This window comes from Lichenicola cladoniae (assembly GCF_013201075.1).
Lineage (GTDB): Bacteria > Pseudomonadota > Alphaproteobacteria > Acetobacterales > Acetobacteraceae > Lichenicola > Lichenicola cladoniae.
In genome coordinates this window covers 4,281,877-4,307,477 of the sequence record NZ_CP053708.1, presented here as the reverse complement: position 1 = coordinate 4,307,477, position 25,601 = coordinate 4,281,877, and the positions used below count along the sequence as shown (strand labels likewise).

Annotated in this window: 27 protein-coding genes and 4 pseudogenes; 22 read left to right on the top strand and 9 right to left on the bottom strand. The window is 60.6% G+C overall.

What is annotated here, in order from left to right; all coding sequences use genetic code 11:
- The 6 genes from HN018_RS19545 (at position 1) to HN018_RS19520 (ending at position 4,403) form a co-directional block, all read left to right on the top strand.
- Positions 1-357: a hypothetical protein gene (locus HN018_RS19545; protein WP_171833617.1), complete on the top strand. Its 357-nt coding sequence runs from the start codon at positions 1-3 to the stop codon at positions 355-357.
- Between the two features lie 3 nt (positions 358-360).
- Positions 361-657: a hypothetical protein gene (locus HN018_RS19540; protein WP_171833616.1), complete on the top strand. Its 297-nt coding sequence runs from the start codon at positions 361-363 to the stop codon at positions 655-657.
- Between the two features lie 149 nt (positions 658-806).
- Entirely contained in the window at positions 807-1,124 is a 318-nt protein-coding gene (locus HN018_RS19535) for a hypothetical protein (RefSeq protein WP_171833615.1), read from the top strand.
- A gap of 133 nt (positions 1,125-1,257) precedes the next feature.
- Positions 1,258-2,562: a terminase large subunit domain-containing protein gene (locus tag HN018_RS19530; protein ID WP_204259581.1), complete on the top strand. Its 1,305-nt coding sequence runs from the start codon at positions 1,258-1,260 to the stop codon at positions 2,560-2,562.
- Between the two features lie 149 nt (positions 2,563-2,711).
- Positions 2,712-3,506 carry a recombinase family protein gene (locus tag HN018_RS19525; protein ID WP_171833614.1) on the top strand — a complete coding sequence of 265 codons (795 nt, stop codon included), beginning with the start codon at positions 2,712-2,714 and terminating at the stop codon, positions 3,504-3,506.
- A 306-nt stretch (positions 3,507-3,812) separates the two neighbouring features.
- On the top strand, positions 3,813-4,403 hold the full coding sequence (locus HN018_RS19520) for a fasciclin domain-containing protein (protein WP_171833613.1): 591 nt from the start codon (positions 3,813-3,815) through the stop codon (positions 4,401-4,403).
- Positions 4,404-4,762: 359 nt separating this feature from the next.
- Here the strand turns inward: HN018_RS19520 and HN018_RS19515 are convergent, their stop codons facing one another.
- Positions 4,763-4,948: a hypothetical protein gene (locus HN018_RS19515; protein ID WP_171833612.1), complete on the bottom strand. Its 186-nt coding sequence runs from the start codon at positions 4,946-4,948 to the stop codon at positions 4,763-4,765.
- Between the two features lie 18 nt (positions 4,949-4,966).
- Between HN018_RS19515 and HN018_RS19510 the strand changes: the two genes are divergently transcribed.
- From HN018_RS19510 to HN018_RS19470, 9 genes and pseudogenes are all read left to right on the top strand, one after another.
- Positions 4,967-5,197 (top strand): hypothetical protein, encoded by a 231-nt coding sequence (locus HN018_RS19510; RefSeq protein WP_171833611.1) that lies wholly within the window; start codon positions 4,967-4,969, stop codon positions 5,195-5,197.
- A 280-nt stretch (positions 5,198-5,477) separates the two neighbouring features.
- On the top strand, positions 5,478-5,783 hold the full coding sequence (locus HN018_RS19505) for a hypothetical protein (protein WP_171833610.1): 306 nt from the start codon (positions 5,478-5,480) through the stop codon (positions 5,781-5,783).
- A 381-nt stretch (positions 5,784-6,164) separates the two neighbouring features.
- Positions 6,165-6,563: an IS66-like element accessory protein TnpA gene (gene tnpA, locus HN018_RS19500; RefSeq protein WP_171833609.1), complete on the top strand. Its 399-nt coding sequence runs from the start codon at positions 6,165-6,167 to the stop codon at positions 6,561-6,563.
- Entirely contained in the window at positions 6,560-6,907 is a 348-nt protein-coding gene (gene tnpB / locus HN018_RS19495) for an IS66 family insertion sequence element accessory protein TnpB (RefSeq protein WP_172443499.1), read from the top strand. The genes tnpA (HN018_RS19500) and tnpB (HN018_RS19495) overlap by 4 nt, the downstream gene beginning before the upstream one ends.
- 63 nt (positions 6,908-6,970) lie before the next feature.
- Positions 6,971-8,224: pseudogene (gene tnpC, locus HN018_RS19490) on the top strand (IS66 family transposase); the annotation flags it as partial.
- Positions 8,225-8,332: 108 nt separating this feature from the next.
- On the top strand, positions 8,333-8,737 hold the full coding sequence (gene tnpA / locus HN018_RS19485) for an IS66-like element accessory protein TnpA (protein WP_171837671.1): 405 nt from the start codon (positions 8,333-8,335) through the stop codon (positions 8,735-8,737).
- Positions 8,734-9,081 (top strand): IS66 family insertion sequence element accessory protein TnpB, encoded by a 348-nt coding sequence (gene tnpB / locus HN018_RS19480; RefSeq protein WP_172443498.1) that lies wholly within the window; start codon positions 8,734-8,736, stop codon positions 9,079-9,081. The genes tnpA (HN018_RS19485) and tnpB (HN018_RS19480) overlap by 4 nt, the downstream gene beginning before the upstream one ends.
- 90 nt (positions 9,082-9,171) lie before the next feature.
- Complete coding sequence (gene tnpC, locus HN018_RS19475; protein WP_172443516.1) at positions 9,172-10,707, top strand: IS66 family transposase; 1,536 nt, start codon at positions 9,172-9,174, stop codon at positions 10,705-10,707.
- A gap of 14 nt (positions 10,708-10,721) precedes the next feature.
- Positions 10,722-11,150 (top strand): annotated as a pseudogene (locus HN018_RS19470) (IS66 family transposase); the annotation flags it as partial.
- Positions 11,151-11,182: 32 nt separating this feature from the next.
- Here the strand turns inward: HN018_RS19470 and HN018_RS19465 are convergent.
- The 3 genes from HN018_RS19465 to HN018_RS19455 form a co-directional block, all read right to left on the bottom strand.
- The gene (locus tag HN018_RS19465) at positions 11,183-11,428 is read right to left on the bottom strand and encodes a hypothetical protein (RefSeq protein ID WP_171837974.1); all 246 of its coding nucleotides are present in this window, start codon (positions 11,426-11,428) and stop codon (positions 11,183-11,185) included.
- A gap of 87 nt (positions 11,429-11,515) precedes the next feature.
- Positions 11,516-11,821, bottom strand: a complete 306-nt coding sequence (locus HN018_RS19460) for a response regulator (RefSeq protein ID WP_239479345.1) — start codon at positions 11,819-11,821, stop codon at positions 11,516-11,518.
- Positions 11,822-11,889: 68 nt separating this feature from the next.
- The gene (locus tag HN018_RS19455; protein ID WP_171837972.1) at positions 11,890-13,896 is read right to left on the bottom strand and encodes a GAF domain-containing protein; all 2,007 of its coding nucleotides are present in this window, start codon (positions 13,894-13,896) and stop codon (positions 11,890-11,892) included.
- A gap of 547 nt (positions 13,897-14,443) precedes the next feature.
- Between HN018_RS19455 and HN018_RS29465 the strand changes: the two are divergent.
- Both HN018_RS29465 and HN018_RS19445 read left to right on the top strand, forming a co-directional pair.
- Positions 14,444-14,668, top strand: a pseudogene (locus tag HN018_RS29465) (transposase); the annotation flags it as partial.
- 83 nt (positions 14,669-14,751) lie between these two features.
- Positions 14,752-15,570 (top strand): hypothetical protein, encoded by an 819-nt coding sequence (locus HN018_RS19445; protein WP_171837971.1) that lies wholly within the window; start codon positions 14,752-14,754, stop codon positions 15,568-15,570.
- A gap of 170 nt (positions 15,571-15,740) precedes the next feature.
- On the opposite strand, the gene HN018_RS19440 is transcribed toward HN018_RS19445, so the two are convergent.
- Positions 15,741-16,106, bottom strand: coding sequence for a Rho GTPase-activating protein (locus tag HN018_RS19440; RefSeq protein ID WP_171837970.1), 366 nt, complete (start codon positions 16,104-16,106; stop codon positions 15,741-15,743).
- Between the two features lie 229 nt (positions 16,107-16,335).
- On the opposite strand from HN018_RS19440, the gene istA reads away from it, so the two are divergent.
- Both istA and istB read left to right on the top strand, forming a co-directional pair.
- Positions 16,336-17,847, top strand: a complete 1,512-nt coding sequence (gene istA / locus HN018_RS19435) for an IS21 family transposase (protein ID WP_408886729.1) — start codon at positions 16,336-16,338, stop codon at positions 17,845-17,847.
- Positions 17,848-17,858: 11 nt separating this feature from the next.
- Entirely contained in the window at positions 17,859-18,626 is a 768-nt protein-coding gene (istB, locus tag HN018_RS19430) for an IS21-like element helper ATPase IstB (RefSeq protein ID WP_171837390.1), read from the top strand.
- A 786-nt stretch (positions 18,627-19,412) separates the two neighbouring features.
- Here istB and HN018_RS19425 read toward each other — a convergent pair.
- Positions 19,413-19,685, bottom strand: coding sequence for a hypothetical protein (locus HN018_RS19425; protein WP_171837532.1), 273 nt, complete (start codon positions 19,683-19,685; stop codon positions 19,413-19,415).
- 167 nt (positions 19,686-19,852) lie between these two features.
- On the opposite strand from HN018_RS19425, the pseudogene HN018_RS19420 reads away from it, so the two are divergent.
- Positions 19,853-20,622: pseudogene (locus HN018_RS19420) on the top strand (IS5 family transposase).
- Positions 20,623-20,634: 12 nt separating this feature from the next.
- On the opposite strand, the gene HN018_RS19415 reads toward HN018_RS19420, so the two are convergent.
- Positions 20,635-21,111, bottom strand: coding sequence for a hypothetical protein (locus HN018_RS19415; RefSeq protein WP_171837533.1), 477 nt, complete (start codon positions 21,109-21,111; stop codon positions 20,635-20,637).
- Positions 21,112-21,681: 570 nt separating this feature from the next.
- A complete protein-coding gene (locus HN018_RS19410; RefSeq protein ID WP_171837534.1) occupies positions 21,682-22,044 on the bottom strand; it encodes a hypothetical protein in 363 nt (120 codons plus the stop codon).
- A gap of 359 nt (positions 22,045-22,403) precedes the next feature.
- On the opposite strand from HN018_RS19410, the gene HN018_RS19405 reads away from it, so the two are divergent.
- Positions 22,404-22,967 (top strand): hypothetical protein, encoded by a 564-nt coding sequence (locus tag HN018_RS19405; protein ID WP_171837535.1) that lies wholly within the window; start codon positions 22,404-22,406, stop codon positions 22,965-22,967.
- A 22-nt stretch (positions 22,968-22,989) separates the two neighbouring features.
- The gene (locus HN018_RS19400; RefSeq protein ID WP_204259518.1) at positions 22,990-23,994 is read left to right on the top strand and encodes an IS30 family transposase; all 1,005 of its coding nucleotides are present in this window, start codon (positions 22,990-22,992) and stop codon (positions 23,992-23,994) included.
- A 618-nt stretch (positions 23,995-24,612) separates the two neighbouring features.
- Here HN018_RS19400 and HN018_RS19395 read toward each other — a convergent pair.
- Positions 24,613-25,209, bottom strand: a complete 597-nt coding sequence (locus HN018_RS19395; RefSeq protein WP_171837908.1) for a hypothetical protein — start codon at positions 25,207-25,209, stop codon at positions 24,613-24,615.
- Positions 25,210-25,601: the final 392 nt, after the last annotated feature.

Genomic DNA, 25,601 nt, shown 5'->3' with positions numbered 1-25,601 from the left:
GTGATCGAGCTTCACCACCACCAACAGACCAAGGATTCCGTCATGACTACCGTAGACCAACCGGAGATCCTGCCCGTCCTGTATGATGTTGCCGGCAATGAATACGTGCCGAGATACCCCACGCCCGGGCTGATCAGCCTGCCGCTTAGCGCCATCGAAATATTCGAGCTCTACGTGATGTTCGACAAAAGGTCTGCGAATGCGGTGACGCAGGCTAACCCAGAGTTTTGGGCCCAAAGCGAAAAGCGAGCAGATGAGCTGCTTGCCCTAGCCGTGACGCTTGCGCCGGCCTTGGACGTCTTCCAACGACAACGCCGCCAGTATCCGGGTGGTGAGAACCGCGAAGGAACGGTGTGACCGATGGTTGAGAAAGATGGCGTTGCTTTTGTCCGCAAGGAACTCGCCCTGCTGCCACTTGTCAGCCGGACCTGGTTCGAATGGGAGATGGAGGATGGGGTTTTTACGCGCGTCCTGGTGATCGAGGTGACGTGCGACACGGACCCGAATTCATCCGCCTGCGACGTCCATGGCCTCCAGGAGCTCGGTCATGCCGTCAAAAGAATCCTGATCGAACAGACCATGATGGTGGTTGGCAATCTACGGCTGGTCCCCAAGAACCCACCGCAGTTCACACTTCCCAAGATCGCGATGCCCTAAGAAGAAATGGCTCTACGCACCAAAACCTGGTGTTTTCCGCCAGATATTTGCTATACTAGCAATCTGTAGCGGTCAGCTATCGACTAGGAGCAATTGTCATGCCGAGGGGTAGCCAGCCAGGAGAGCGTCGAGGCGGACGGCAAGCTGGCGTGAAGAACGTCCGTACGGCTGCGCGAGAAAAGGCGATGTCCGAAGTCGCTCAGAAGATCCAGGACGTGCTGGGTGATGAGGCCTTCACCGGTGACGCTCACGCGTTCCTCGTGGCCATCTACAAAGATCCAACTCGCGACATGGAGCTGCGCATAGACGCGGCGAAGGCGGCAGTCCGGTTCGAGAAGCCAGCCTTGGCATCCAGCACGGTCGAAGTCCGAGACCCCCTCGCGAACATGACAGACGACCAGCTTCTGGTGTTGCAGCGCATCGCAGCGGCAGCGACCGGGGAGGATCTGCCCCGTGGCAGCAAATGATTTACTCGCCGCTCTGCCCAAGGGCATGACGACAGCCGACCTCAGCAAGCACCTGGCCGGTGAGATAGCGCGCCGGAAGCGTGAGAACCGGATCCGCGACTACGTTCCGTATGGCAAGCAGCTTGCGTTTCACATGGCCGGCGCATTGTTCCGGGAGCGCCTGCTTCGCGCCGGCAACCAGCTTGGCAAGACCTTCGCGGGAGGTGCCGAGGCTGCGTTCCACCTGACCGGCGAATATCCCGACTGGTGGCAAGGTCGCCGCTTTCCGGGCCGTACACGGGCATGGCTAGGTGGCCCATCGGGCGAACTGGTGCGAGATGGTCCGCAGCGGGTTCTACTAGGCCCACCAGACGATTGGGGCACCGGCACCATTCCGAAGGCATCCATCGTCAACGTCACACGGGCCGCTGGCGTCCGCGACCTCGCCGACACGATTACTGTCCGGCACAAGAGCGGGGAGACGAGCGAGATCAAGCTCAAGAGCTATGACCAGGGACGGCAGCGGTGGCAGGCCGCGACCCTTGAGTGGGTCTGGTTTGATGAAGAGCCGCCCGCCGACATCTACCTCGAAGGGATGAGCCGGACGAATGCCACCGGCGGCATGATCTGGCTGACGTTCACGCCCCTGCTTGGGGTCTCTGACGTTGTGATGCGGTTTCTGCAGGAATCCTCGCCTGATCGCTCCGACACCGTGATGACGATCGACGATGCAGAGCACATCCCGCCTGCAGAGCGTGCCCGGATTATCGCGTCCTACCCGGCGCACGAGCGGGAAGCCCGCACCCGTGGAACACCGACTATGGGTTCCGGCCGCGTATTCCCCGTGCCGGAAGAAGACATCACCTGCGAGCCATTCCCGATCCCGCCACACTGGACGCGCATCGGCGCGCTCGACTTCGGCTGGGATCACCCGACCGCGGCTGTGTCGCTCGCCTGGGATCGCGATCAGGACATCGTCTACGTCACCCGGACGCACCGGCTGCGTGAAGCCACCCCGCTGGTCCATGCTGCAACCCTGAAGACATGGGGCGCTGAACTACCCTGGGCTTGGCCTCATGACGGCTTGCAGCATGACAAAGGGTCAGGCGAGCAGCTGGCTCAGCAATACCGCAAGCACGGCCTCAAGATGCTGCCGGAACGTGCGCAGTTCACCGATGGGACAAACGGTGTCGAGGCTGGCCTCGCCGACATGCTGGAGCGGATGGAATCCGGCCGCTTGAAGGTGTTCCGGAATCTTGGCGACTGGTTTGAGGAGTTCCGCCTCTACCACCGCAAGGATGGACGGGTGGTAAAGGAGCGAGACGACCTCATGAGCGCCACGCGCTACGGATCGATGTCGCTCCGCTTTAGCCGAGCATCCGTGAGGCCGATCAAAACTGATGCAGCCATAACGAGGATGTTCCAGGGCAATTCTGCAAACGGCTGGATGTGCCAATAAGCAAAGCAGCGTCCGAATAGGGCAGGGTCAAACAGGACAGACCGAAAGATGCAGAAGAGGCGCTTAATGACGTCCGATTGGAATGGGTATTGACCTATCGGACGCATGAGACGACAAAGCCTAGACCCATAAGGGACGGACTAGGCGCTATGATCGTCGGATACGCACGCACCAGCACAGCCGACCAGTCAGCCGGGCTCGAGGCTCAGGAACGCGACCTGCACGCCGCCGGCGCCGAGCGGATCTATGCGGAGAAGGTGTCCAGCATCGCGCAGCGGGCGAAGCTGGACGAGTGCCTGCGCTTCCTCCGCGATGGCGACGTGCTGATGGTGACAAAGCCAGACCGCCTGGCGCGCAATACGGCTGAGCTCTTGGCGATCGAGCAGGATCTGTCCAGCCGCGGTATCGGCTTGATCCTGCTGTCCCTGGGTGGCGAGCGCATCGACACGCGGAACCCGACCAGCAAGCTCATCCTGACCATCCTGGCCGGCGTCGCGACCTGGGAGCGGGAGATCATGCTTGAACGGCAGCGGGAGGGTATCGCCAAGGCTAAGGGCCAGGGTCGCTATCTCGGACGGAAGCAGGAAATTGATACAGTCGACATCTGGAAACGCTTCCTGGCAGGCGAGCAACCGGCGGCGATTGCTCGCTCGCTTAGCCTCGCCCGGTCTAGCGTCTACCGGCACCTGCCGACGGCCGAGGACATGGCGAGCATTCGCAGCCACGGAACGTCTGACAAGCAGGATGCACTGATGCAATCGATGCTTGCCATTTACGCCTCCGATCTCAGCCCTGCGAGCCGCCAACCGGTGCGGAAGGAACGCGCCCCTCGGAATGGTATGGGGCTTGGCCAAACGCCCATTCTTGACGTGACTACCGATTCATCAGCTCGTCCGGATCAAGCCCGCTCCACTCCACAAGACGCCGGTCCTCCTTCTCAATGAGGTTGAGGCATTTCTTCACCGCCGCCCGTCGCATCTCCTTCTTGCCCTTCCGGATGTAGACAGAGCTGGCCGATCCGATGGCTCGCTTCAGGAGCTCGTTTTTTGGGAAGCCGAATAGAGCCTCAGGCATCGGTTCTGATTCGATCGCTGAATGTCATCTCTCTGTTCGATGACATGGAACAGCGTACGGCAAGGTCATTTGACGGCTGGTGTCTTGGGTAGCCTGCATCTAGTCGGCCTCAGCACGCGTAGACCTTCCATAGCAAGGTTGGGATGAACCGATCCCGCCTCGGTGAGGAGATGACTATGTCCCGGACAAAATCGATCGCATCAATTGCGCTGACGGCTGTCTTGATGGGAGGTTGCTCCAACGCGATGATGTCGCAACCCTCGTCCGCTACCGCATCGATGGCCGATCCCATGGTTGGTGGTGCAGCGATGTACCCGCAGCAAAACATTATCCAGAATGCAGTGAATTCGAAAGATCATACCACGCTAGTTACCGCCGTAAAAGCAGCTGGACTGGTCGATACGTTGTCCAGCCCGGGGCCATTCACCGTCTTCGCCCCGACCAACGAAGCCTTTGCGATGCTGCCTGCTGGCACCGTATCTACGCTGCTGAAGCCTGAGAACAAGGCGATGCTCACGAAGGTGCTGACCTACCACGTTGTCGCGGGCACGATGGACTCCAAGGCGCTGATGGCGGCGATCACCGCAGGCGGCGGCAGGGCCACTCTGACGACTATCGAAGGCGAACCGCTAATTGCCATGATAGGAAGCCCGGGTACTATTACGTTGACGGATGCTAAAGGCGGGATGGCGACCGTGACGATCGCCGACGTCTACCAGTCGAACGGCGTGATCCACGTTATTGATCACGTGCTGTTGCCGAACTGACCATCGGCGTACTGCGTCGGGGCGCCCCTCGAGGCGTCTCGCCGCGTCGCAGCCCCGATGGTCGCAAAAGCCGTCGTCAGCTGGCGCGACGCTGCTATTTCATCCTGCTTGATGTTCTCCCTGTTCTATGTGGCCAGTTCCGCCGCTGATTGGGTCTAGCTCATGCGTTTGTTCATGCAGGGCATACTGTTGGCTTATGCCATCCACCGGGCCAGATCAGTCTGGTGGTCGGTCGGCTACCACACTGGATGAAACTGGGCGAGCCCGCCGCTGTTCTGCACAGCAGGCAGCGTCTTTCTCGACCAGGATCACATCACCCACGGGCCCCGACCGGCTTACCGGCGGAATAGTTGGACGGACTAGAAGGCAGCGTCCGGGCCTTCATCGCCGGAATCTTCGCCTTCAGCCTCCTCGCCGCCTAGACTACGAGGCACGTCATCGACAACAACCCGCATTGAGAAGAAACCGCTACTGCCAATGGCGGCAAAAGGGATCCGGGTGGTCTGGTGCAGTGGCTGATGGCTTAACAAACGCTTGGGAATCATGGGCTCGTGATCAGGAGATTGCTGCAGTTCTTCATGCGGTGGAGAAACCTGAGCGGGTCCGTGTTCGGGCAGCCGGACGCAGACGCGAGCCACAAGCCTGAAATGTTTCAAGCAGCATATGAAGACGGCTTCACTGCCGGCGCTATGATGGGTAGTAAAGCTGAAGCGCTTGCTCGTGTCGGGGGCGCTCGAGCAGCCTTTCTGCGGGGTTTTGAAGACGGCAAAGCATTGTATGAAAACAGCTGGTAGAGCAAATAAAGCTAAGGTGCGGTTAAAAAGAATAGCATCTGACTGAAGATTGAAAATGGTCCTTCATTCAGTTGAGATCGCTGCGGGCGATCGCCTTGATGGCTGTTATTGGCGGTCACGTAATGCATGAAACTTCGACAACTGAAATGCCACAGGCCTGCGGCTCAGGTCAGGATCATCTCACTCAGCCACACAATCAGGAGATTTCGACAGAAGCCTCTTGATCTGTGCCTTTCGATCGTATTTGAGGTTGCCGATGGATCAGGGATAGGACCACGAAATGCCAGCGACCAAGGAACAGGCCGTAGAACATCACGAGGCGGCAGCCGCCGCCTTCGAACATGCGGCGCAGGCGCATCTGGAGGCAGCCAAGCAAATGGGGTCTGGCAACTACGAGAAGGCTGAGCGCTACGCTACGTCGGCAGTGGAGCATAGTGAGATCGGCACCCGTCATGCGACCGAGGCGGCTCAGATCTACACCAACATCCTTGATGATAAAGCCCAGCATGCGCAGGAGCTAGAGGCAGAAGCTGCAGCCTCACATGCCAAGCACGCCGCTAAACACGCCGCAGAGGATGCCAGCTGAAAGGTGTCATAATTGGAGCTGAGAGAGGCGCCGTATCGAGGTAGGCGCCAGCCTAGCTGTTCTGAGCCAAAAAAATCCCGCACCCCCAGCTTTGCGGGGCCTCAGACGTCGCGATTGACCGTGCCCTCTCTCGCACCAACTAGCCTTATATAGCCGGCACCCAAGTCGGGGCTCGATCTGGGTGATGCAACCATTGGCGGACCTGACGGCGAAACCTTCGCGTCGTGTCACGGCTGGACGTCATCAGAGCCAATATCCAGCTTGTCGATTGTAGCTTCGAGCTCGTGGTATCCCTCCGCCGAGAGCCGCCTGGGCGTGAATCGATCGCCACCTTAAGTTGCTACTTTAGGTGGCGCTTGAGGTGTGTCGATGGATGGCGTGATGGAGATCATCACCGGGCGCGAGGGTCGGCGGCGTTGGAGCACGCCGGACAAGCTGCGTATTGTCGCTGAGACGCAGGAGCCTGGTGTTGCGATCCGCGCTGTCGCGGCTCGCCATGATATTTGTGAAAGTCTTCTTTTCACCTGGCGGCGTCAGGTGCGTGAGGGCGTGCTGAGGGCGGCGTCGGATATGGCGATGTTCATGCCGGTGCAGATGATCGGGGCGGCCCCCACGGAATCCATGCCATCCAATCCAACACCGCCCTTGGCAGCGTCCCTGCGATCCACGCCGACGTCCGGGCTCATCGAGATTGAGCTTGGCAATGGTCAGCACGTCCGCGTTGGCAGCGACGTCAATCTTGGCGCGTTGCGACGCGTGCTGGCGGCGCTGCGCGAGTGATCCCAGTTTCGGCGAGCGTGCGGATCTGGATCGCGAGCGGCCATACCGACATGCGCCGGGGTATGCGCGGTCTTGCTTTGCAGGTGCAGGAAGGGCTCGGCCGAGATCCATTCGCTGGGGACGTTTTTGTTTTCAGGGGCCGTAGCGGTTCACTGATCAAGGCGATCTGGCACGATGGCATCGGCCTGTCGCTCTATGCCAAGCGGCTGGATCGCGGACGCTTCGTCTGGCCCCAGACGGTGGATGGCGTGGTGGCGCTGACCGCTGGCCAGATGAGTTACCTTTTGGAGGGGATCGACTGGCGCAATCCGCAGCAGACGTGGCGGCCGCAATCGGCGGGATAATGCGGTCGCCCGGGCCAGAGAAACGGGTACTATGCCGCCCTGATTTGTGATTCAATCGCGGGCGTGGATACCGAGCTCGCCGCCCTGCCGGACGATATCGACGCGCTCAAGGCAGCGCTCCTGGCAGCACGAGCCGATGTCGCCCGGGTCATAGCCAAGGCCGCCGCGGCGCTGGCGCGGCAGTCCAGCGACCAGGCCTTGATCGCCCATTTGAAACTGCTGATCGAGAAGCTCAACCGCGACCGCTTCGGGCCACGCTCGGAGCGCACCGCCCGCCTGCTGGAGCAGATGGAACTGCAGCTGGAAGAGCTGGAAGCATCGGCCACCGAGGACGAGCTGGCTGCTGAGGCCGCCGCGGCCAAGACCATGGCCGTTACCAGCTTTACCCGCAAGCGCCCGGCCCGGCGCCCATTTCCGGAACACCTTCCTCGCGAGCGCGTCGTCATCGCAGGTCCGTCGGCGTGCGCCTGTTGCGGCAGCACACGCCTGTCCAGGCTGGGGGAGGACGTCACAGAAACCCTGGAGGTCATCCCGCGCAGCTGGAAAGTCATCCAGCATGTGCGCGAGAAATTCTCCTGTCGCGATTGCGAGCGCATCAGCCAGCCCCCAGCGCCATTCCACGTGACGCCCCGTGGCTGGGCCGGACCGAACCTGCTGGCCATGATCTTGTTCGAGAAGTTCGGCCAGCATCAGCCGCTCAACCGTCAGGCAGAACGCTACGCCCGCGAGGGCGTGGCGGTCAGCCTGTCGACGCTGGCCGATCAGGTCGGGGCCTGCACAGCCGTGCTGATGCCGCTGTTTCGGCGCTTGGCTGCTCATGTCATGGCGGCAGAACGGCTGCATGGCGATGACACCACGGTGCCGGTGCTGGCCCATGGCAAGACCGACATTGCCCGTCTCTGGGTCTATGTGCGCGACGATCAGCCGTTCGACGGTCCCGCTCCGCCGGGTGCTGTGTTCCACTACTCGCGCGATCGCGGCGGCAAACACCCGCAAAGCCATCTGGCGGCCTACACCGGCATCCTGCAGGCCGACGCTTACGGCGGCTATGGCAAGCTTTATGAACCGGGACGCAAACCCGGGCCGATCGTGGAAGCCGCCTGCTGGGCGCATGCACGCCGGAAGTTTTTCGTGCTGGCAGACCTTGCAGGCAGTGCGCGGCGCGTGGCGCACGGCAACGCCCCAGCGGTTCTGTCGCCAATCTGCCTGCAAGCCGTGCAACGCATCGATACCCTGTTCGACATCGAACGCGACATCAACGGCCACAGCGTTGAGGAGCGCCGGACAATCCGGCAGGCTTTGTCACTTCCTCGTATCCGCCCGGCGAGTGACGTCTTGCTGGAATAAGCGGATGCCGATCTGCTTAGCCTCATGGTGAACACAGCAGATGAGGCTGCCACAGTGGCAGCCACTCAGGCAGCTTCGATGCATCGGATCGAGATCGTCAGCGACCGGCGTCGTGCCCATGATCCAGCGTTTCGCGCGCTTGTGGTTGCGAACTCCTACGTACCCGGCACCCGGATTCGAGAGCTCGCCGCCAGACACGGGATCTGCACAAGCCTTGTCTACCGGTGGCGCCGCGAGCGGGCAGGAGCCGCAGTGGTAAAGACTGGATCCGCGTTGCGACTTGTTCCGGTTCACCTCGTTGACGAGCCGCGTGCTGCCGAGAAACAGCCTGACCAATCGCGTCCGGTGCCACCGCCTACACCGAAAGCGTCGACAAAGCCTGCGTTGATCGAGATCGAGTTTCCGGGCGGCGTATGTGTGCGGGTCGATGAGACGGTCAACCAGGCGGCCCTGCGGCGTATCGTGGCCGTTCTGCGCGGATGATCCCGGTTCCGTCCGGTGTCCGGGTCTGGCTGGCGGCCGGGGCCAGTGACATGCGCCGCGGCATGAACGGCCTGGCCCTGCAGGTGCAGCAGGCGCTCGAGCGTGATCCCCATGTCGGCGATCTCTACGTGTTCAGGGGACGCCGCGGTAATCTGGTGAAGATCCTGTGGCACGACGGGCTCGGCATGTCGCTGTATGCCAAGCGCCTGGAGCGCGGCCGGTTCGTGTGGCCGCAGGCGGCTGATGGCGTGGTGTCGCTGACACCGGCGATGCTCTCGATGCTGCTGGAAGGGATCGACTGGCGGCATCTACAGCGGACCTGGCGGCCCGAGGCCGCAGGCTGACGGCGAGGCAATCAGTACACAAGCCAGCCGGGATGTGGTTGAATCGCTGGCGTGACACCCGACGCCGACATCCTGCCTGACGATATCGACATGCTGCGGGCGGCACTCGTTGCTGAGCGCGCGGCCCGGTTGTCAGCCGAGACGCGGGCAACCGGTGCGGAGGCGATGATCGCGCACCTCAAGCTGCTGATCGCAAAGCTGCAGCGCGACCGGTTCGGCCCAACGTCGGAGCGCAGTCGCAGGCTGCTCGACCAGTTGGAGCTGCAGCTCGAGGAGCTGGAGGCCAATGCCGCCGAGGCTGACGTCGAGCCAGCAACACCCGGGGATCCGCGTTCGGGTTCGAGCCGGGCAAAGCCGGTAAGGGGACCGCTGCCAGCCCATCTTCCGCGCGAGCGCGTCGTCGTTCCAGGCCCGACCGCTTGTCCCAAATGCCACGGCCAGCTGGTCAAGCTCGGTGAGACGATCACGGAAACACTCGAGGTGATCCCGCGCCAGTGGAAGGTCATCCAGACAGTGCGCGAGAAGTTCTCCTGCCGCACCTGCGAGAAGATCACCCAGCCGCCGGCACCGTTCCATCCAATCGCCCGGGGTCGTGCCGGGCCGGAGTTGCTGGCCATGATCCTGGAAGCGAAGTTCGGCCAGCATCTGCCGCTGAACCGGCAGAGCGAAACCTACGCTCTGGAGGGCATCCACCTCGACGTTTCGACCCTGGGCGGCTGGGTCGGCGCGTGCACCGCGGCCCTCGCGCCGCTGTTGGCGTTGATCCGCAAGCACGTGCTGGCAGCAGACCGGCTGCACGGCGACGACACCACGGTGCCGGTACTGGCCAAGAGCAAGACGAGCATCGGTCGGCTCTGGACCTACGTCCGCGACGACAGTCCATTCGGCGGTCCGGAGCCACCAGCGGCGATGTTTTTCTACTCACCGGACCGAGGCGGCGAGCATCCACGCCGACACCTGGCGCAGTACGCAGGTATTCTGCAGGCCGATGCCTATGCAGGATTCAACGAGCTCTACCTGCCCGGGCGTAGACCAGGTGCGATCTCCGAGGCCGCCTGCTGGGCGCACGGCCGGAGGAAATTCTTTGTGCTGGCCGATGTGGCCAAGGCGCCGACCGCCATCGAGGCCGTGCGCCAGATCGATCTGATCTTCGACGTCGAGCGCACCATCAACGGCCTCATACCGGAACAGCGGCGCGCCGCACGACAAGAGCAGGTTGTGCCTCTGGTCGCAGAGCTGGAAGCCTGGATGCGCACTGAGCGCAGCCGGCTGTCTCGCCACAACGAGGTCAGCCGGGCAATGGACTACATGCTCAAACGCTGGCCTGCATTCACCAGGTTTCTAGACGACGGCAGGATCTGCCTGACCAACAACGCCGCGGAACGTGCCCTCAGAGGAATTGCACTCGGGCGAAAGTCCTGGATGTTCGCCGGATCCAATCGTGGGGGCGAGCGCGCGGCTGACGTCTACACGCTGATCATCACCGCCAAGCTGAATGGGGTCGATCCGCGCGCCTGGCTCGCCGATGTCCTGCGCCGTATTGCCGATCAACCCGATCGCGACCTCGGCGATCTGTTGCCATGGAATTGGTCAAAGCCAAAAACGCTGACTGCCGCAGCCGCCTGAAGCGTATCCGTGGTGCTCGGCGGATGGATACACTTCCTCTGGTGATGGACCTGCAGGACTGGTTGGGTCAGCAGCGGGTCAGGCTCGCGCATGGCAACGACGTCGCCAAGGCCATCGACTACATGCTGAAGCGATGGACGGCATTCACGCGGTTCCTGGACGACGGACGGATCTGCCTCAGCAACAACGCGGCCGAACGCGCGCTGAGGGGCATCGCGCTTGGGCGAAAGTCTTGGCTGTTCTGTGGTTCGGATCGTGGCGGACAGCGTGCTGCGATCATGTACAGCTTGATCGTCACAGCCAAGATGAACGACGTCGACCCGCAAGCCTGGCTGGCCGACGTCCTGGCTCGCATCGCCGAACATCCGGCGCAGCGCCTCGATGATCTGCTGCCGTGGCGCTGGGTTAAATCGAACACAACCGCGATCGGCCAAGCTGACTGATCAGACATGATGCCGCGGTGCTCAGCGAATGGTTACAGCTCGTGGAACGCCGCCTTACCGATCCGGCCCTCCTTGCGCAGCTGCACCAGCACACGGCGTTGCGCCTGCACCGCGGTCGGCTGCAGCCCTGCCATGCCGTCGCGTGGCACGTCTCCCTCGCGGCGATATTCGTTCAGCAGCGCGCTACGTGCTTCGGTGTCTGGTGCCTTCTCGAGGTCAGCCACCGCCGCACGAGCAGTCTCGGCGCGTGCCATTTCGACCTCGCGCTCGCTCAACATGTTATCTTGCAGCGTTAGCACTCAAAGCAGCGGATGCAGCGTCGTCCCTTGCAGCAGCAGTGTGCCCAGCACGACCCCGAACGCCGCCTAGGAGATAGCACGAGTCATCCGATGCATCTCATTGACCACCTGCTCTGGCTGGAAAGGCTTGGCGAAAAACACCCCACGCTCGGGCATTTCGTTGGGTTTTGGAGGAAAGCCGCCCGATGTCAGAATGATTTCGATGGGTGGCCAGCGGTCGCGGATGAGGGCGGCGAGGCGTATGCCATCCAGGCCTCGTGGCATGTCGATATCAGTGAAAACGATCCGGATATCGAGGTGCTTCTCAAGAAGCTCGACTGCCTGTCCCGCATCGGCCGCTTCGACGACTTCGAAGCCGGCCTCTTCGACCATATCAACGGCCATCATGCGAAGGATGGGTTCATCCTCAACGACGAGAACAACAAGTCTATTTGTTCTTGTCACGATAACTGCACCTGATCCAGCAGTGCCCGCATCTCCGCAGAAAACCCGGTTACCTCGTAGCGAAGATCAACCCCACCTGTTCCCAGCAGACCGGACCGGATGAGCCGCGAGCCGAAGCCCTTTCGGGTGGGTGGCGCTACGGAAGGTCCACCCGTCTCTTCCCAGCAGAAGACGAGTTCCGGGGCCGACACGCGAGCGAGCCGCCAGTGCAGAGCGATCCGGCCCGATGCTGTCGACAACGCGCCGTATTTGATCGCGTTCATCGCCAGTTCGTGCAGCAGCATGGAGAGCGACAGCGTCGCCCGCGGTCCCAGGAGAAGGTCGGGCCCGGCTATGTCGAAACGGTCGTTGGCGCCGAACGTGCTCAGTATGGCGCGAACAAGGGTGCCGAGCTGCGTGCTCACCCAACTCTGCTGCAGAAGCACGTCGTGCGCGGCCGACAGTGTATACAGGCGTTTTCCGAACGCCTTGACCGCATCCTGATCTTCCACCCCGTTCATGGTCTGCTGGGCGATGGCCTGAACCATCGCCAGCATGTTCTTCATGCGATGGCTGATTTCCTGGTTCAGCATGAGCTGGTCGGCCTTGGCACGGAGCTGCGAAACCCCGAACTCAAGACGGTCCGCCACACTGCGCATAAAGCCGAGTTCCTCCAACGACCAGGCACGCGGATGGTCATCGTGGACGATCAATAGGGCCACGGTCTGATTCTGGTCTCGCACTGGCATGTTGACCAAGCTTCGGATGCCGAGGTCAGAGAACCTCTGATGACCGGCGGTCGTGCGATCATCGGTGGATACGTCGGCGATGACCAAGGGATCGCTGTCGAGCATTTCGATGCCAAGGTCACCATAATCTGCGAAGCAATGCAGACCGGCGATGCTGTCCACACCCGGGGCGGTCCAGTCCAGTTCCACTTGAATGCACGTCTTGTCTTCGGTTAGCTGGCCGAACGCCGCCCGCTGGACCGAGAGGACACGCCCGACAATCCCAGTCACGAAACGGGTCATATCAGAAATGGTCGCCAGATCGCGGAGGCGCTCCCCGATTTCTACGAGGGCCTCGCGCCTTGCATCCGCCTGGACACGTTCCGTCACCTCGAGGAACAGCACACCGAACCGATCTTCCTCTACTCGAAAGGCCCGGCCATCATACCAGCGTTGCAGACTCCCTACCTGCTGAGTAAAGGCGATTGGGGTGCCGGTATCGACGACCTCCGCGAAGGTCTGGATCCAGCTCTCCTCGATGTCTGGAAACAGCTCACGGATCGTGCGCCCAATAGCGTGGCCGGGGTCGATGGAAACAAGCTCGCCCCAGGCGGCATTGACGTCGATGTAGCGCCAGTCGGTGACCCGACCGGCCTTATTCCAGACGAGCTCTCCGATGATGAAGCCTTCGCCCAGGCGCTCGAATAGCCCGCGCCATCGCGCTTCGCTGACCTGCAGCTCCTGCTGCTTGGCGCGAAGCGCGTCCTCGACGCGGCGGCGATCGGCCAACGCCTGCCGCAGTTCAAGCAGATGGACGACGTGGCAGGCGAGAGAGCGCAGCCCGTCCTGTTGCGCCGTCGTCAGGCCGATGGGGCGCGGTGTGCCGTCGATGACGCACAGGCTCCCGAGCACCATCCCATCGGCGGTCCGCAACGGGGCCCCGGCGTAGAACCGGACGGAGGGTGCCTCGGTGACTAGCGGATTGGACGCGGTCCGTGGATCTCTCGACAGATCGGGAATGACGAGGAGGTCGTCCTCCTCGAGCGCGTGGACGCAGACGGAGCGGCTCAGGTCGGTCTCGCAAGGTTCGAAGCCGACACGGGCCTTGAACCATTGGCGATCGTTAGCGACAAAGCTGACCAGGGCCACCGACGTGTCGCAGATCTGCGAAGCTAGGCGCACGATGTCGTCGTAACCTTGTTCCGGTGCTGTATCGAGGATCTCGAACCTGGCCAGAGAAGCCAGCCGCTGTTCGTCCGAGACATTTTCTGGTGGTCGCATGTTGAGAATACTCACTGGGCCTGGAGGCGTACCTCATTAGGGGAGACTGCAATCGTCATTACCGCTTCGTGATGGTCGCAAGCCCCTTAGTGAGGCCCCTGTGAGGCGCCCGTTCGGCATGTTCGCCGCCCTCAGAACGAGCCAGTCCAGAAATCTAGTGAGCTCTCTATGTAGCGAGGATGCCGCTCGTCTTCGCTGCCTCGCCGGTCTTCGTGATAAGCGGTAGCGTGTGGTGGCTCAATGGTGACGGAACGGTTCCTGTCAGCGATCCGCGCACGGCGCCAGGAAAAGCACCACAGGTGCAATAAGGTCAGGAACCCGGATACCAGGCAGATCTATACCGAACCTCGCTTTGCTCGAAAGCAAGGCGCAGCAGCTCTTGGACATCGTGGTGTACCGCCTCTCGTTCTTGGGCACGGCGCTGCCGAGGGCGCGCTCCTGTCTGGTTGAGCCGACGTGCTCATCGGCTGCTGCAGTGGTGCAAGCGCATCAAAGCATGCCGTGGCGGACTTGGTCGCGATGCCGTTCTCTTGACCTCTGGACGTCAGTGCATCCTGGCCCGAACGGCGCCGAGAGCTTCTTTAGCCGGATGCGTCGGGCCGAGCAGGGCCACCATCACCACATCGCCGGCACCTACCTTGCCCGCTACGCCCAGGAGAGCGCGTGGCGCGAGGATCATCGCCGGGTTGATAACGGTTCGCAGGTCCGCGGTGTGGTCGGACTGGCGCTCAAGGCGCGGACGAGCGTGGATTTTTCAGGATATTGGCAGCGGTTAGTCGCCGCATAAACGGTTGGGCGTTGCAATGAAGTTGCATTTGTTCCATTTTATGGGGCTCCGCTAACATTGGCTGACCTATGAATGAGCGAGCCTTGGGTAAACGCTTGCCCATCTACGTATTACACATAGACGATACCGGAAGCCGTCATCTCGACAAGTTAGTAGCAAGGCCGAACGAGCACCCGCAATGGTTTGCTCTTGGTGGCATGCTTGTAAAGCAAGAAGACGAACAAACATGCAAAGTTATGCATTCAAGTCTTTACGCGAGGTGGCCCAAGATGAATGGGCCATTGCATCTGACGGATATGCGCGCGCGTAGAGGTGGCTTTTCATGGCTTGAAGGCGAGTCTCCTGACTCGCAGAAGGCTTACTGGAAAGACTATGAAACCTTTCTATCGTCATTGCCGGTTATTGGAATGGCTTGTGTCATACACCGACCCGGATATTTAGCGCGAGGTTATGGCAGCAGAACCGGCGACGCTAAATGGAACTTATGCCGCTCCGCATTTGGCATAGTTGTAGAAAGAGCAGCTAAGTTTGCTCACGCTCGCGGTCATCGCCTCAGAGTTGAGTATGAAGGCTCGAACAAAGAGGCTGACCACGCGTTAAGGGGCTACTTTGCTCTTCTAAAATCGGGCATAGGAGTGGGTTTTAATCCCGCAAGCTCTGCTGGATACCAGACCCTAGATCAAGCGTCTGTGGCGATGACGCTGATTGATATGGAAAGAAAAGACAAGAAGTCTCGCCTAATGCAGATAGCGGACAGCTATGTGTATGCGATCGCTAAAGAAAAGTATGATCCAAGTTTTGGTCTCAGCGTTGCGCTTCGTTCAAGCGGCCGATTCATTGAACATCATCTGATGGAGACAGAGGAAGACCGAACCCACGGGATCAAATATTACTGTTTCTAGCGCTAGAAATGAAAAAGGCCGGGCGAACCCGGCCTTCTCACGGCCCCCATGCGGAAGACCTCTAGGCATTGCCTGCATTGATAAGTAGGCGGAAGCTTGCAAAGTTGCAACCCTAGTTATCCCAGTTATCCACAGGATAATTGTAGCTTGATTAACGATATTTTAACGATTCAACCTAGTAACCCCCACCGAACATTCGTCCCCCGCTCGGCCGAACTCGTCAGCGTCCCCCGGTCCCGCATCCCCCTGAGCGATGAAGCCACTCGCATCCGCATCGTCTCAGCCATCGGCCGATCGGCGGCATTGATCCCCCGCGCCTCCATGACCCGCTGCACGATCTCGCGAGTGCTCAGCGGCTCGCTGGCCTCCCGCAGCATGTCGAGGATCAGGCGGCTACTCTCGCCCCGGAACGCTGCATGGCGCCGTGGTGTCGGGCGTACCCGAACAATGCCGATATCCAGATCGGGCTTGAACAGCCGGATCGTGGCGTCCACCGCGTCGATGTTCTGCACGAGCCAGGCGTCGCGCCCCCCCAAGGTATGCGTGTTCCGGCTGATCCTGATCACTGATTCCGTTTGATGGTGATCATTGAATCCGTTCGATCTCGATCATGCATTCCGTTTGATGGCGATCATCGGTTCCGGTGATCCTGATCATGCTGGAGATGACGATGCCGGTCGGCTGCCGCTGACAGTCTTCAACCGAGGGTAGTGTCGACCTGTTGCCGGGGAGCAAGGGGTCGGGATGCCAGGCGAGAGAGTGTCGATGCGCAAGATACGCGAGCTTCTGCGGCTGCGGTTGGAACAGCGGCTGCCGCAGCGAACGATCGGACTGAGCCTGCGGCTGGGCCAGGGAACGATCAGTGATTACCTGGGCCGGGCCCATCGTGCTGGCCTGGATTGGCCATTACCGGATGACATGGACGACACGCAGCTTGAGGCGCTGCTGTTTCCGCCACTGCCGGATGTGCCGCTGGATCAGCGGCCGGTGCCAGACTGGGCGGCGGTTCACCGCGATTTGCGCCGGCCAAACATGACGCTGGCCCTGTTATGGGAAGAATACCGCGCAGGATCGGCTCACGCGTTTGGCTACTCGTGGTTTTGTGATCTCTATCGCGCGTGGGCCGGACGGTTGAAACCGACGCTGCGCCAGGTGCACACGGCCGGCGAAAAGCTGTTCGTCGACTTCGCCGGTCAGAGCATGTCCGTCATCGACGGGGCAAGCGGGGAGAAGCATCAGGCCGAAATCTTCGTGGCTGTGCTGGGGGCGTCGAGTTTTGTCTACGTGGAGGCGACCTGGAGCCAGACGCTGCCGGACTGGATTTCGGCTCATGTCAACGCTCTGGCCTTCTTTGGCGGCGTGCCGCACCAGATCGTCAGCGACAATCTCAAGGCCGGCGTCACCAGGGCCTGTTTCTTTGAGCCGACGATCAATCGCACCTACGCCGAGATGGCGGCGCATTATCGCAGTGCGGTCATTCCGGCCCGGCCCTACAAGCCGCGCGACAAGGCCAAGGTCGAAGTCGGCGTGCAGGTGGTCCAGCGCTGGGTTCTGGCCCAGCTCCGTAACCGGCAGTTCTTCTCGCTGGCCGATCTCAACTTGGCGATCCGTGAGCTGGTCGAGCAGATCAACGACCGGCCGATGCGCGGCTGGGGCACGACGCGCCGTGCCCTGTATGAACAGCTCGATCGTCCGGCCCTGCTGGCGTTGCCAGAAGTGCCTTACGAGTATGCGGACTGGCGGTACTGCCGGGTTAATCTCGATTATCACATCGAGATCGCCCGGCATTTCTATTCGGTGCCGTTCCGGCTGGTCCGTCAGCCTGTGGAGGCACGCATCACAACCAGGACGGTGGAGATTTTCCACCGCGGCAGCCTCGTGGCCACGCATCTTCGCAGCGTGCGCCAGCATCAGCCAAGCACGGTGAGCGACCACATGCCGAGCACGCACCGGCGCTACCGCGACTGGACCCATGAGCGGATCACACGCGAGGCGATGGCAACCGGCGACGATACCGCGGCTCTGATCGAGATCGTGCTGCGCTCGCGGCCACATCCCGAACAGGGTTTGCGCTCCTGCATCGGTATCCTCGGCCTGCGTGGCCGTTACGGCCCGGAACGGGTGGACGCTGCCTGTGCCAAGGCCCTGGCACTCGGCACCCGCTCCTACGGCTCTGTCGCCGCGATCCTGAAGAATGCCCAGGAGAAAAAGTCCGCCATCACTGACCAGCCCAGCCTGATGCACGAGAACATTCGCGGTCCTGGCTACTATCATTGAAAGGAAAGACAATGCTGATCCATCCCATGGTGGACCGTCTGCGCGATCTTGGCCTGGCCGCGATGGCCGACGCATTCATCGAAATGAGCCGCCAAAGTGCGGCCGATGATCTGTCGCGCGAAGACTGGCTCGGCCTGCTGGTCGATCGCGAGGTGACCGCGCGAGACAACAAGCGGCTCGGCCGGCGGCTCAGCCATGCCCGGTTGCGCCAGAATGCGGTGGTCGAGGACACTGATCTGCGCACGCCCCGCGGGCTCGATCGTGGCCTGTTCCAGAGCCTGGCGGCCTGCGGTTGGATCCGCGACAGCCAGCATCTGCTGATCGTCGGCCCGACCGGCGTGGGTAAATCCTGGCTGGCCTGTGCGCTGGGACACAAAGCCTGCCGGGAAGGTTACGCTGTGCTCTACCGCCGTGCGCCGCGGCTGTTTGCCGACATCGCCACGGCGCGTGGCGAAGGGCGCCTGCCGCGCCTGATGCGGACAATCGAGCGCACACGCCTGCTCATCATCGACGATTGGGGCCCGGAGCCGCTGTCGGCTGAACAGCGTCGCGACCTGATGGAGATCGTCGATGACCGCGATGGGAAAGGCTCGTTGCTGATCACCAGCCAGGTCCCAACGAGCCGCTGGCACGAGATCATTGGCGATCCCACTCTGGGCGATGCAATTCTCGACCGCATCATTCACCGGTCCCATCGCATCGAGCTGAAAGGCGAAAGTCTGCGCAAGCGCCAGGTCCTGAACACGGCAGAAGGCTTGACGAGCGCCAAGGAGAAGTGAGACCTGTTCAACCGTCAGTGGTAGCTCACCGGCACCACGTCATGCTGTCCGCCATGCCCTCCCCAGGCAGGGTGAACACCGTGATCCGGATCACCATGAACGGTGATCACGATCAGCTGGAATGGCTGATCAGCATCAACGGAATACGCACCAAGGTAGACACCACTAAGTTGCAGTGGCCCTGCGGCGACCTGGAAGTTGGCAGGATGGGTGCCGAGCCTGTTAGCATCAGGTCAAGTCGCATGACGCCGCGTTACAGCATGAAGATGCTACTGAAAATGCCGATCGTCTGGCCCGTTGCGCACAGAGGATGGCGCTACTCGACCCATCGGAGGCCGCCGACCAATCTACTGGAGATAGGCGCCTGGCCATAGCCGTTGGACCGGGCTCAGATGCTCAATTCTGCGGTATGGGAGCCGGGCACCATCCCGAGCGGTGCCGGGCTGTTGTTGGTCATCCTGGAAGGCCAGCCGGTCAGCGGCTGATTGAGCCGGGATGCGGCGCCGGCAGGCCCATTGGTCTGCTAATGCCTCCAGTTCTGGAGATGCTAAGCTCGCGGCATGTCCGACATTCAAGACCACGCCCTTGCCCAGATCGACGCCGCCGTCCCCGGAGCCATCTGAGAGATCCTGCTCACGCCAGAGCTTCACGGCCCCGGTCTGCGGTAGCTATCAAAGCGTCACGAAGCCGTTCTGGCGCTGGAGGACGGGGCCCTTCGGTATGAAGCCCGCCGTCCAGGCTGAGCCGCTGAAACAATAGCGATCGGCACGCGATCTCAGTGCAGTATTAGGAATGCTGGTGACCGACCTCAGCGAGGTGCTTCTGAGCGCAGAGGTCGATCTCAAGTGCCATGCATGCTTCCAAGCTTCCGGCACCATGTAAATCGCTGACAGCCTTGCCGAGCTGCTCATCTGTCCAGCCGGCGACCGCGCCATCTGCCTTACAGCGTGTTGCGAGTGCGACGGGACGTGGATCAGGCGCGTCGGCACGAACATAGGCTTCGTCATGAATGTTTTTTGCCACCCACTGGCGCACAAAGTCTTTGGCAGATTCGCTCATGAGACATTCTCAATGGTTGGACGGATTCCAGTTTACGATCTCTGGAAGGTTTGCATCTTGATCCAGATGGATTAGTTGGCCAAGCCAATTGTGGTCTAGGGCCTGTTAGCACCTGAATCTATCTGGCGCTGTTTGCGTTGTGCTGGCTTTCGGGGAGGATGACCTGGATGCTGACGGATGGGCGGTGGGCGGCGCTTGAACCATTGATCTAGGCGTGCCGGCCGCGGGCGAAGGTTGCGCCGAAGGATCTCCGCCAGACGATGGGAGCGATCCTGTGGCGCCATCAGAACGGAGCGAAGTGGCGGGCGGTGCCAGACGTGCTGGGGCCTTGGTGGAAGGCCGCTCAAACGTTCATCCGCTGGTCCAGGTTGGGCGTGTGGGAGCGGCTGCTGATCCTGGCCCAGAAGGACCAGGTGAAGCTGGGCATGACGTTCCTCGACGGAACCAATATCCGGGCCCATCAGAAGGCTGCAGGCGCGCCTCGAAAGGGGATACGTCAGAACAACGCGACGAACGTGAGGCGCTGGGCCGGTCTCGGGGCGGCTTTGGAACCAAGGCAAGCGTAATCACAGACGCCATTGGTCGGGCTGTGGCCTTTATTCTGGCGCCAGGCCAGCACCACGAACTGCCTCATGCCATACCGCTGCTGGCAAAGCTGCCCGGCGCGCCGAAGTGGGTAGTCGCCGACCGAGGCTACAGCAGCCACGGCTTTCGCGAGCACATCTGGAGCCTGGGCGCACGTCCTGCGATCCCGACGCGCAGGAACGAGGAGACGCTGTCCTGTCCGGCCTGGATCTATAATAATCGCAACCAGGTCGAGCGGCTGTGGGCCAGATTGAAAGAGTGGCGGGCGGTCGCCACACGTTACGAGAAGACCTCTCGCTCCTTCATGGGCATTCTCTGCCTCGCTGCCGCGTGCGACTGGATCAAGTGCTAATAGGCCCTAAGGCTAACAGAATACCGTTACGTCACCGCCGCCGAGGGCGATCCCCCTCATGCTTTTGGATCCGGCATCAACACCAGCGTCCCATCCCTCATAGCCAGCTGAATTGTTGAAGATGTCGATGCGGATCGCGGATCCAAAGTGCAGCGTAAGGTCTGCCGTCTGCCTGTCGACCAGTGCTGAGGTGACAAGCCTGTTGCCGATAAGCTTGCGGCATATCTCTTCGCCATCAACTGGAACTGATAAGCCGAACAGATGCCCATGATCCTCCGACCCGAATTCGATGCATTCCTGGGAAACAACCCTCCATGGAACGCTAACCGCTAGGCTTCCTTTACCGGACAAGGTGAAAAGCCAATCATGCTCTCGACGACTGATTGCACATTCCTGGCCGACTAGAATGGCCTCGAATTCAAGTAGGTAATCACGAGTCATTGCCGGATAATCGCACCCTACTGCTTGGGCCGCAATCGGCTTATCCAAGCAGCTCAAGGAGCTTCTCAATCAACAGCACTAATGATCACACTCGCTGGATTCAGGTGCTAACAGACTAGATGGTGTTATTTCGGGTTGGTCGTGCCAAGCGCTCGACTAACAGCCGTACCTGGCGGGTTGCCAGGCGTACCGTCCGCTTGGCGTGGATAGGCGCCCGAGGTATCGGTGCCGGCCGCACGGTCGAGGGTGCGGGACGCGGAATTGTTTTTCAACGTCTGCGTATGACGATTCACAACGTGGTGCACCTTCCTGCTGGCATGGTGCCTTTGGGGTTTTCGGGGGTTCCATCGGCTTGGTTCGGATAGGCGCCTGAGGTATCGGTTCCAGCACTGTCGGGAGCGGCACCGGTCCGTGCTGCGGAGTTCCAGGCCAGCCGAGAACAGAGGCGCAGTCCCGGGCTGAGATCGATAGGGTAATGCGCCGATTTCAAAATCAGGAGCGTCGTGGTAGCGGCCAGGCAGATGGCCCCGTTAGGGCCAAGCTTCCCAATGAGGTAAATCTTGACCGCTTCATCACCCGTCTCCTGGTAAAAGATTCTATTTCAGAGCGAGGGCAAGGTCAGGGAACCTCCATTATCTGCATTCGCACAAAATCACCTGGTTTATGCCCAGGTAACATGGCCGCAGACTTTGCATCTAAGCAGTCGTCTGTCTTCAAAGTCAGCTTAAGTTCGTTGCCAACTGTCTTGCTGTTGCTGATTGCCCAGGTGTAGCTGCCTGCGATAGTTGCTCCACCAGCCGGCCCACCAATAGTGGCTCCTCCCCCACTTGAGTGGGTGTTCACGAGAATGACGTTAAACGTCGTATCAAGCTCGCATGCTCTCCAGCCTGGAGCATATTTAACGTCCCTATATGGTTTCTCATGGGCATACGCAGCTCTGATATCAGCCAATGCACCTTCTAGAGCTTGTTCAAAGGACACAGGCTGGATCCCTCCGTGGTCCTGACAACAAGCCGTAACGAGTATGAGTGAGCCGATAGCTAAGCCCCTAGTAAACATTTCCGCCTCGCATTTTTGATAGAGAAGCATCGCCAACTGGCGTGTTAGCGGCAACCAGAATTTCCGAGTCTGTTAGATATAACAACACCAATCTAAACCAATAATCCAGATGAGGCTCTGGAAGTTGAGTTGGTTGCGGCCAATCCGGCCTCCAGCAGCTTCTCTGGATAAATTCTGATATAACAAATATAAAAGTAAAATAGCCTATTTATGTCAACCGCTGAATCTCGTACTGAGAATGAGTAAGTCGATGTTGGTAACAAAATAGATAGGTCTCGAACATGACGGCAGAAGATCTTTCGAACCGCCAGTCCCTGTATCGTGCGCTTATAGTTATTGTATGCGTCTTGGTCGCGCTGCTCGTTGTCTGTGCGGCGCTCCTTTGGCAGCCTGGCGGTTATTTAGTTGACGTTGGTGGTACCCCACTGACGGACAAGGCAGGTCACTACCTGTCAAGGCCGAGAAGTTCTAGCGATGTCGTGGCAATTGTAGGGTCGATGACTACGTTTCTTGGAACCATTCTGGGCACTTACTTTGGTGTAAATGTCGGTTCTCAAGCGGCGCAAGCAGCAAATGCAAGCGCGCAGACAGCAAACGAAACCGCAAAGGTCGCTTCAGAAAATGCAGTACAGGTCTTAGCTACAGCAAAGAACCAAACAGACGCTGCTCAGGATGATGTTAAGGTCATGAAAGTAGCAAAGGATAAACAAGAAGATGCAATTCGAGAAACATTAACTTGGATCCAGCAAGCAGTTCCTAATCTACCGGCGGATTCAAGTTCCGGAGCGAACACCCACGCCGGGCCAACGGGTGTAGGGTGGTGGGATGGCAGGGCAACGACGTAAGCTAACGGTGTTTGATCGATCGATGATCGAGGTTCGCCTTTGTGATAGCTGGGGCGTGCGGGCGATTGCACGCGACTTGGATCGCTCTGCGGGCATGATTTCGGACGAGATCAATCGGCATGGCGGCGCGACCTCCTACCGGGCGCAGGCTGCGGCGACGCAGGCCGAGGCAGATCGTCGCCTGACTGGACGCAGGCCTGTTCTGGCGCATGATGGTGAGCTGTTCGGCCGTGTGGCGGGGCTTTTGCGTCTGGGTTGGTCCCCCGAGCAGATATCGGGCAGGCGTAAGCGGATGGAGGCGGGAACGGAGCAGCCACCTGGTCTGTCGGTATCGCACGAGGCAATCTACACGGCGATTTACGCCTTGCCGCGCGGTGAACTACGCCGTGAGCTGATCTCGTATTTGCGACAGGACAAGCCAATGCGCGGCCGCAAGCCAAAGGGCAGCGAACGCCGCGGCAAACTTTGCAACATGACCAACATCAAGGAACGACCTGAGGAAATCGAGGGCCGGCTGGTCCCGGGCCATTGGGAAGGCGATCTTATTCTGGGCACCGGCGGAGCGAGTGCCATCGGCACGTTGGTCGAGCGGACAAGCCGCTTTGTGGTGCTGGTGCACATGCCTACGCGCAAGTCCGATGTGGTGGCGAGCGCTTTCTCCGGCGCGCTGAATGCCATTCCCGCATCTTTGCGCAAGACGCTGACCTACGACCAAGGCAAGGAAATGGCACAGCACGAAAGCGTGGCGCTGAGCACTGGCATGAGGATCTTCTTCGCCGACCCTCACTCACCTTGGCAGCGTGGCTCCAACGAAAACACCAATGGTCTGCTGCGCCAGTATTTCCCGAAAGGCACGGCTCTGTCGGGCTTGGATCAGGACGATCTCGACATCGTTGCCGACAGCCTGAATAGCCGTCCTCGAAAGACGCTCGACTACGCGACGCCAAGCGAGCAATTCAGCATGTTGCTGGCCGGGCAGGCTGGTGTAAACAAAGTCTTCGGCGTGGGTGTTCGCTCCGGAACTTGAATCCGCCACCTGTTTCTCACCCAGCGGTACAATCCTTTGTCTCGGACTCGTTAGTGCGCCTGCAGAGCGCGCTTACTGGCTAGAAAGTCGGTAATTCTAATAGCTCGCTAGCCCGGCGATCGCGACCGTTGCGCTCGAGCCGGACCTCGCCGGGAGGGGGGGGCAAACAAATAGCGCACCGTAAGCGCGCCAAGCTTGTGACATGGTAATATGCGGCCGCCCCCTGACCAGCACCCCTACCAGGACGACACCTTGCCGCGAGCATCGGCCGCAGTCGGCGATCAGGTGCCAGTCCGATAGCCAGCGAGAAGCTGCTCGCGAACATAGGAGGCTGCCTTCTGGCGTGAGGTGTTGTGTCCCATGGCAGCTCATGGTCGCGTACGAACGAAACGTGAACAAGTGCTATTGTCATCTCTGCGCATGTGCAACATATGCCCGCCTACGCGCCGCGACGGCTCGCTGGCTCCGGGTGCATGTCCGGTGAACATCAAAAACGAGGTTCCATAGACAGATGCATCCGTCGAGCAGCGTGACCGCGCTTCATACGGCATCGCAATGCGCGCCGGGCTACGCCGCCTCCTACCCGCTCGCCATGCCCATCCAATCGGCCACGGACCGCTAGATCACGATCGTAAAGGGAAAAGCTGGCACTCCGAGGCTAGGAGCCTGATCTTCCGCCTGGTCAGCGTCATCTGGGAGCCGGGCATAGACTGGGTCGACATAGAGATGCCAGTTCGCGATGAACTCGCTTGGTGCCCCTTTGCCGAGCGGGGTGTTGTACCACCGCTTCCAATATTGGCTCCAGCCGACCAGGTCCCTTGGGACGGGGTCTCGGACGCTCCAGTACTTCACGCGGCACATAGCTACGGCATAGGCCGCATTACCCAACAGCATTGGAGCCGAAGGGGCAGCGCCGTTCAACAGAGCGCGGATCCTCAATTCCAACGTTGCATGTCGACGGACCACCCTTGTCCATAGGTCGTCGTGCGTGATGGTCTCCATCTGGAATAGCCCTTTGGCCGGACCACCACCGTTCTGGGAGACGTTGCGGAAGTTGCTCTCCTGAGCCGCCGTCCCCATGAGCAGCTTTTCGGCTTCCAGCGAGTAGAGCCCGATCGATTTCAGGGTCGGCCGGAGCGTGTGCAGAAGGAAGTCAGACGCGTCGATCCGCGATACGGGCAGTCGTCGATGATGCCGTCGACCGTGCGTCGTCATCTCAACCCCCTGGCATCGAGAAGAACAGGTTGCACCCAGACAATCTCAGGCCAAGCCTTGTCTTGGTCGCATAGGGGCCCCCATCCACCCGAAACGTCGCTGGCCGCCCGGCGGCGGCGGCCTCCTGTAGGCGTGCATACTCTGCCCTCGCCTCATCGAGCTTCCGCTGGTTCGTCGGGTCCCGCGCCGTTGGGTGGTAGGCTGCATCGACCGGTGGCAGCACCGCAGGCATCCGAACCAGAAGCCAGGGTGAATGGCAAGCTGCTGCGTTGACACCAATCGCCGCGGTCTTGCGCACCAGGACCTCGAACTGGCCGTCCTCATCAGGAGTTCGAATGAGCCGACCAGGCCATGCCGATGCCGGGATGCGATCTCCGACCAGCAGGCTTGCC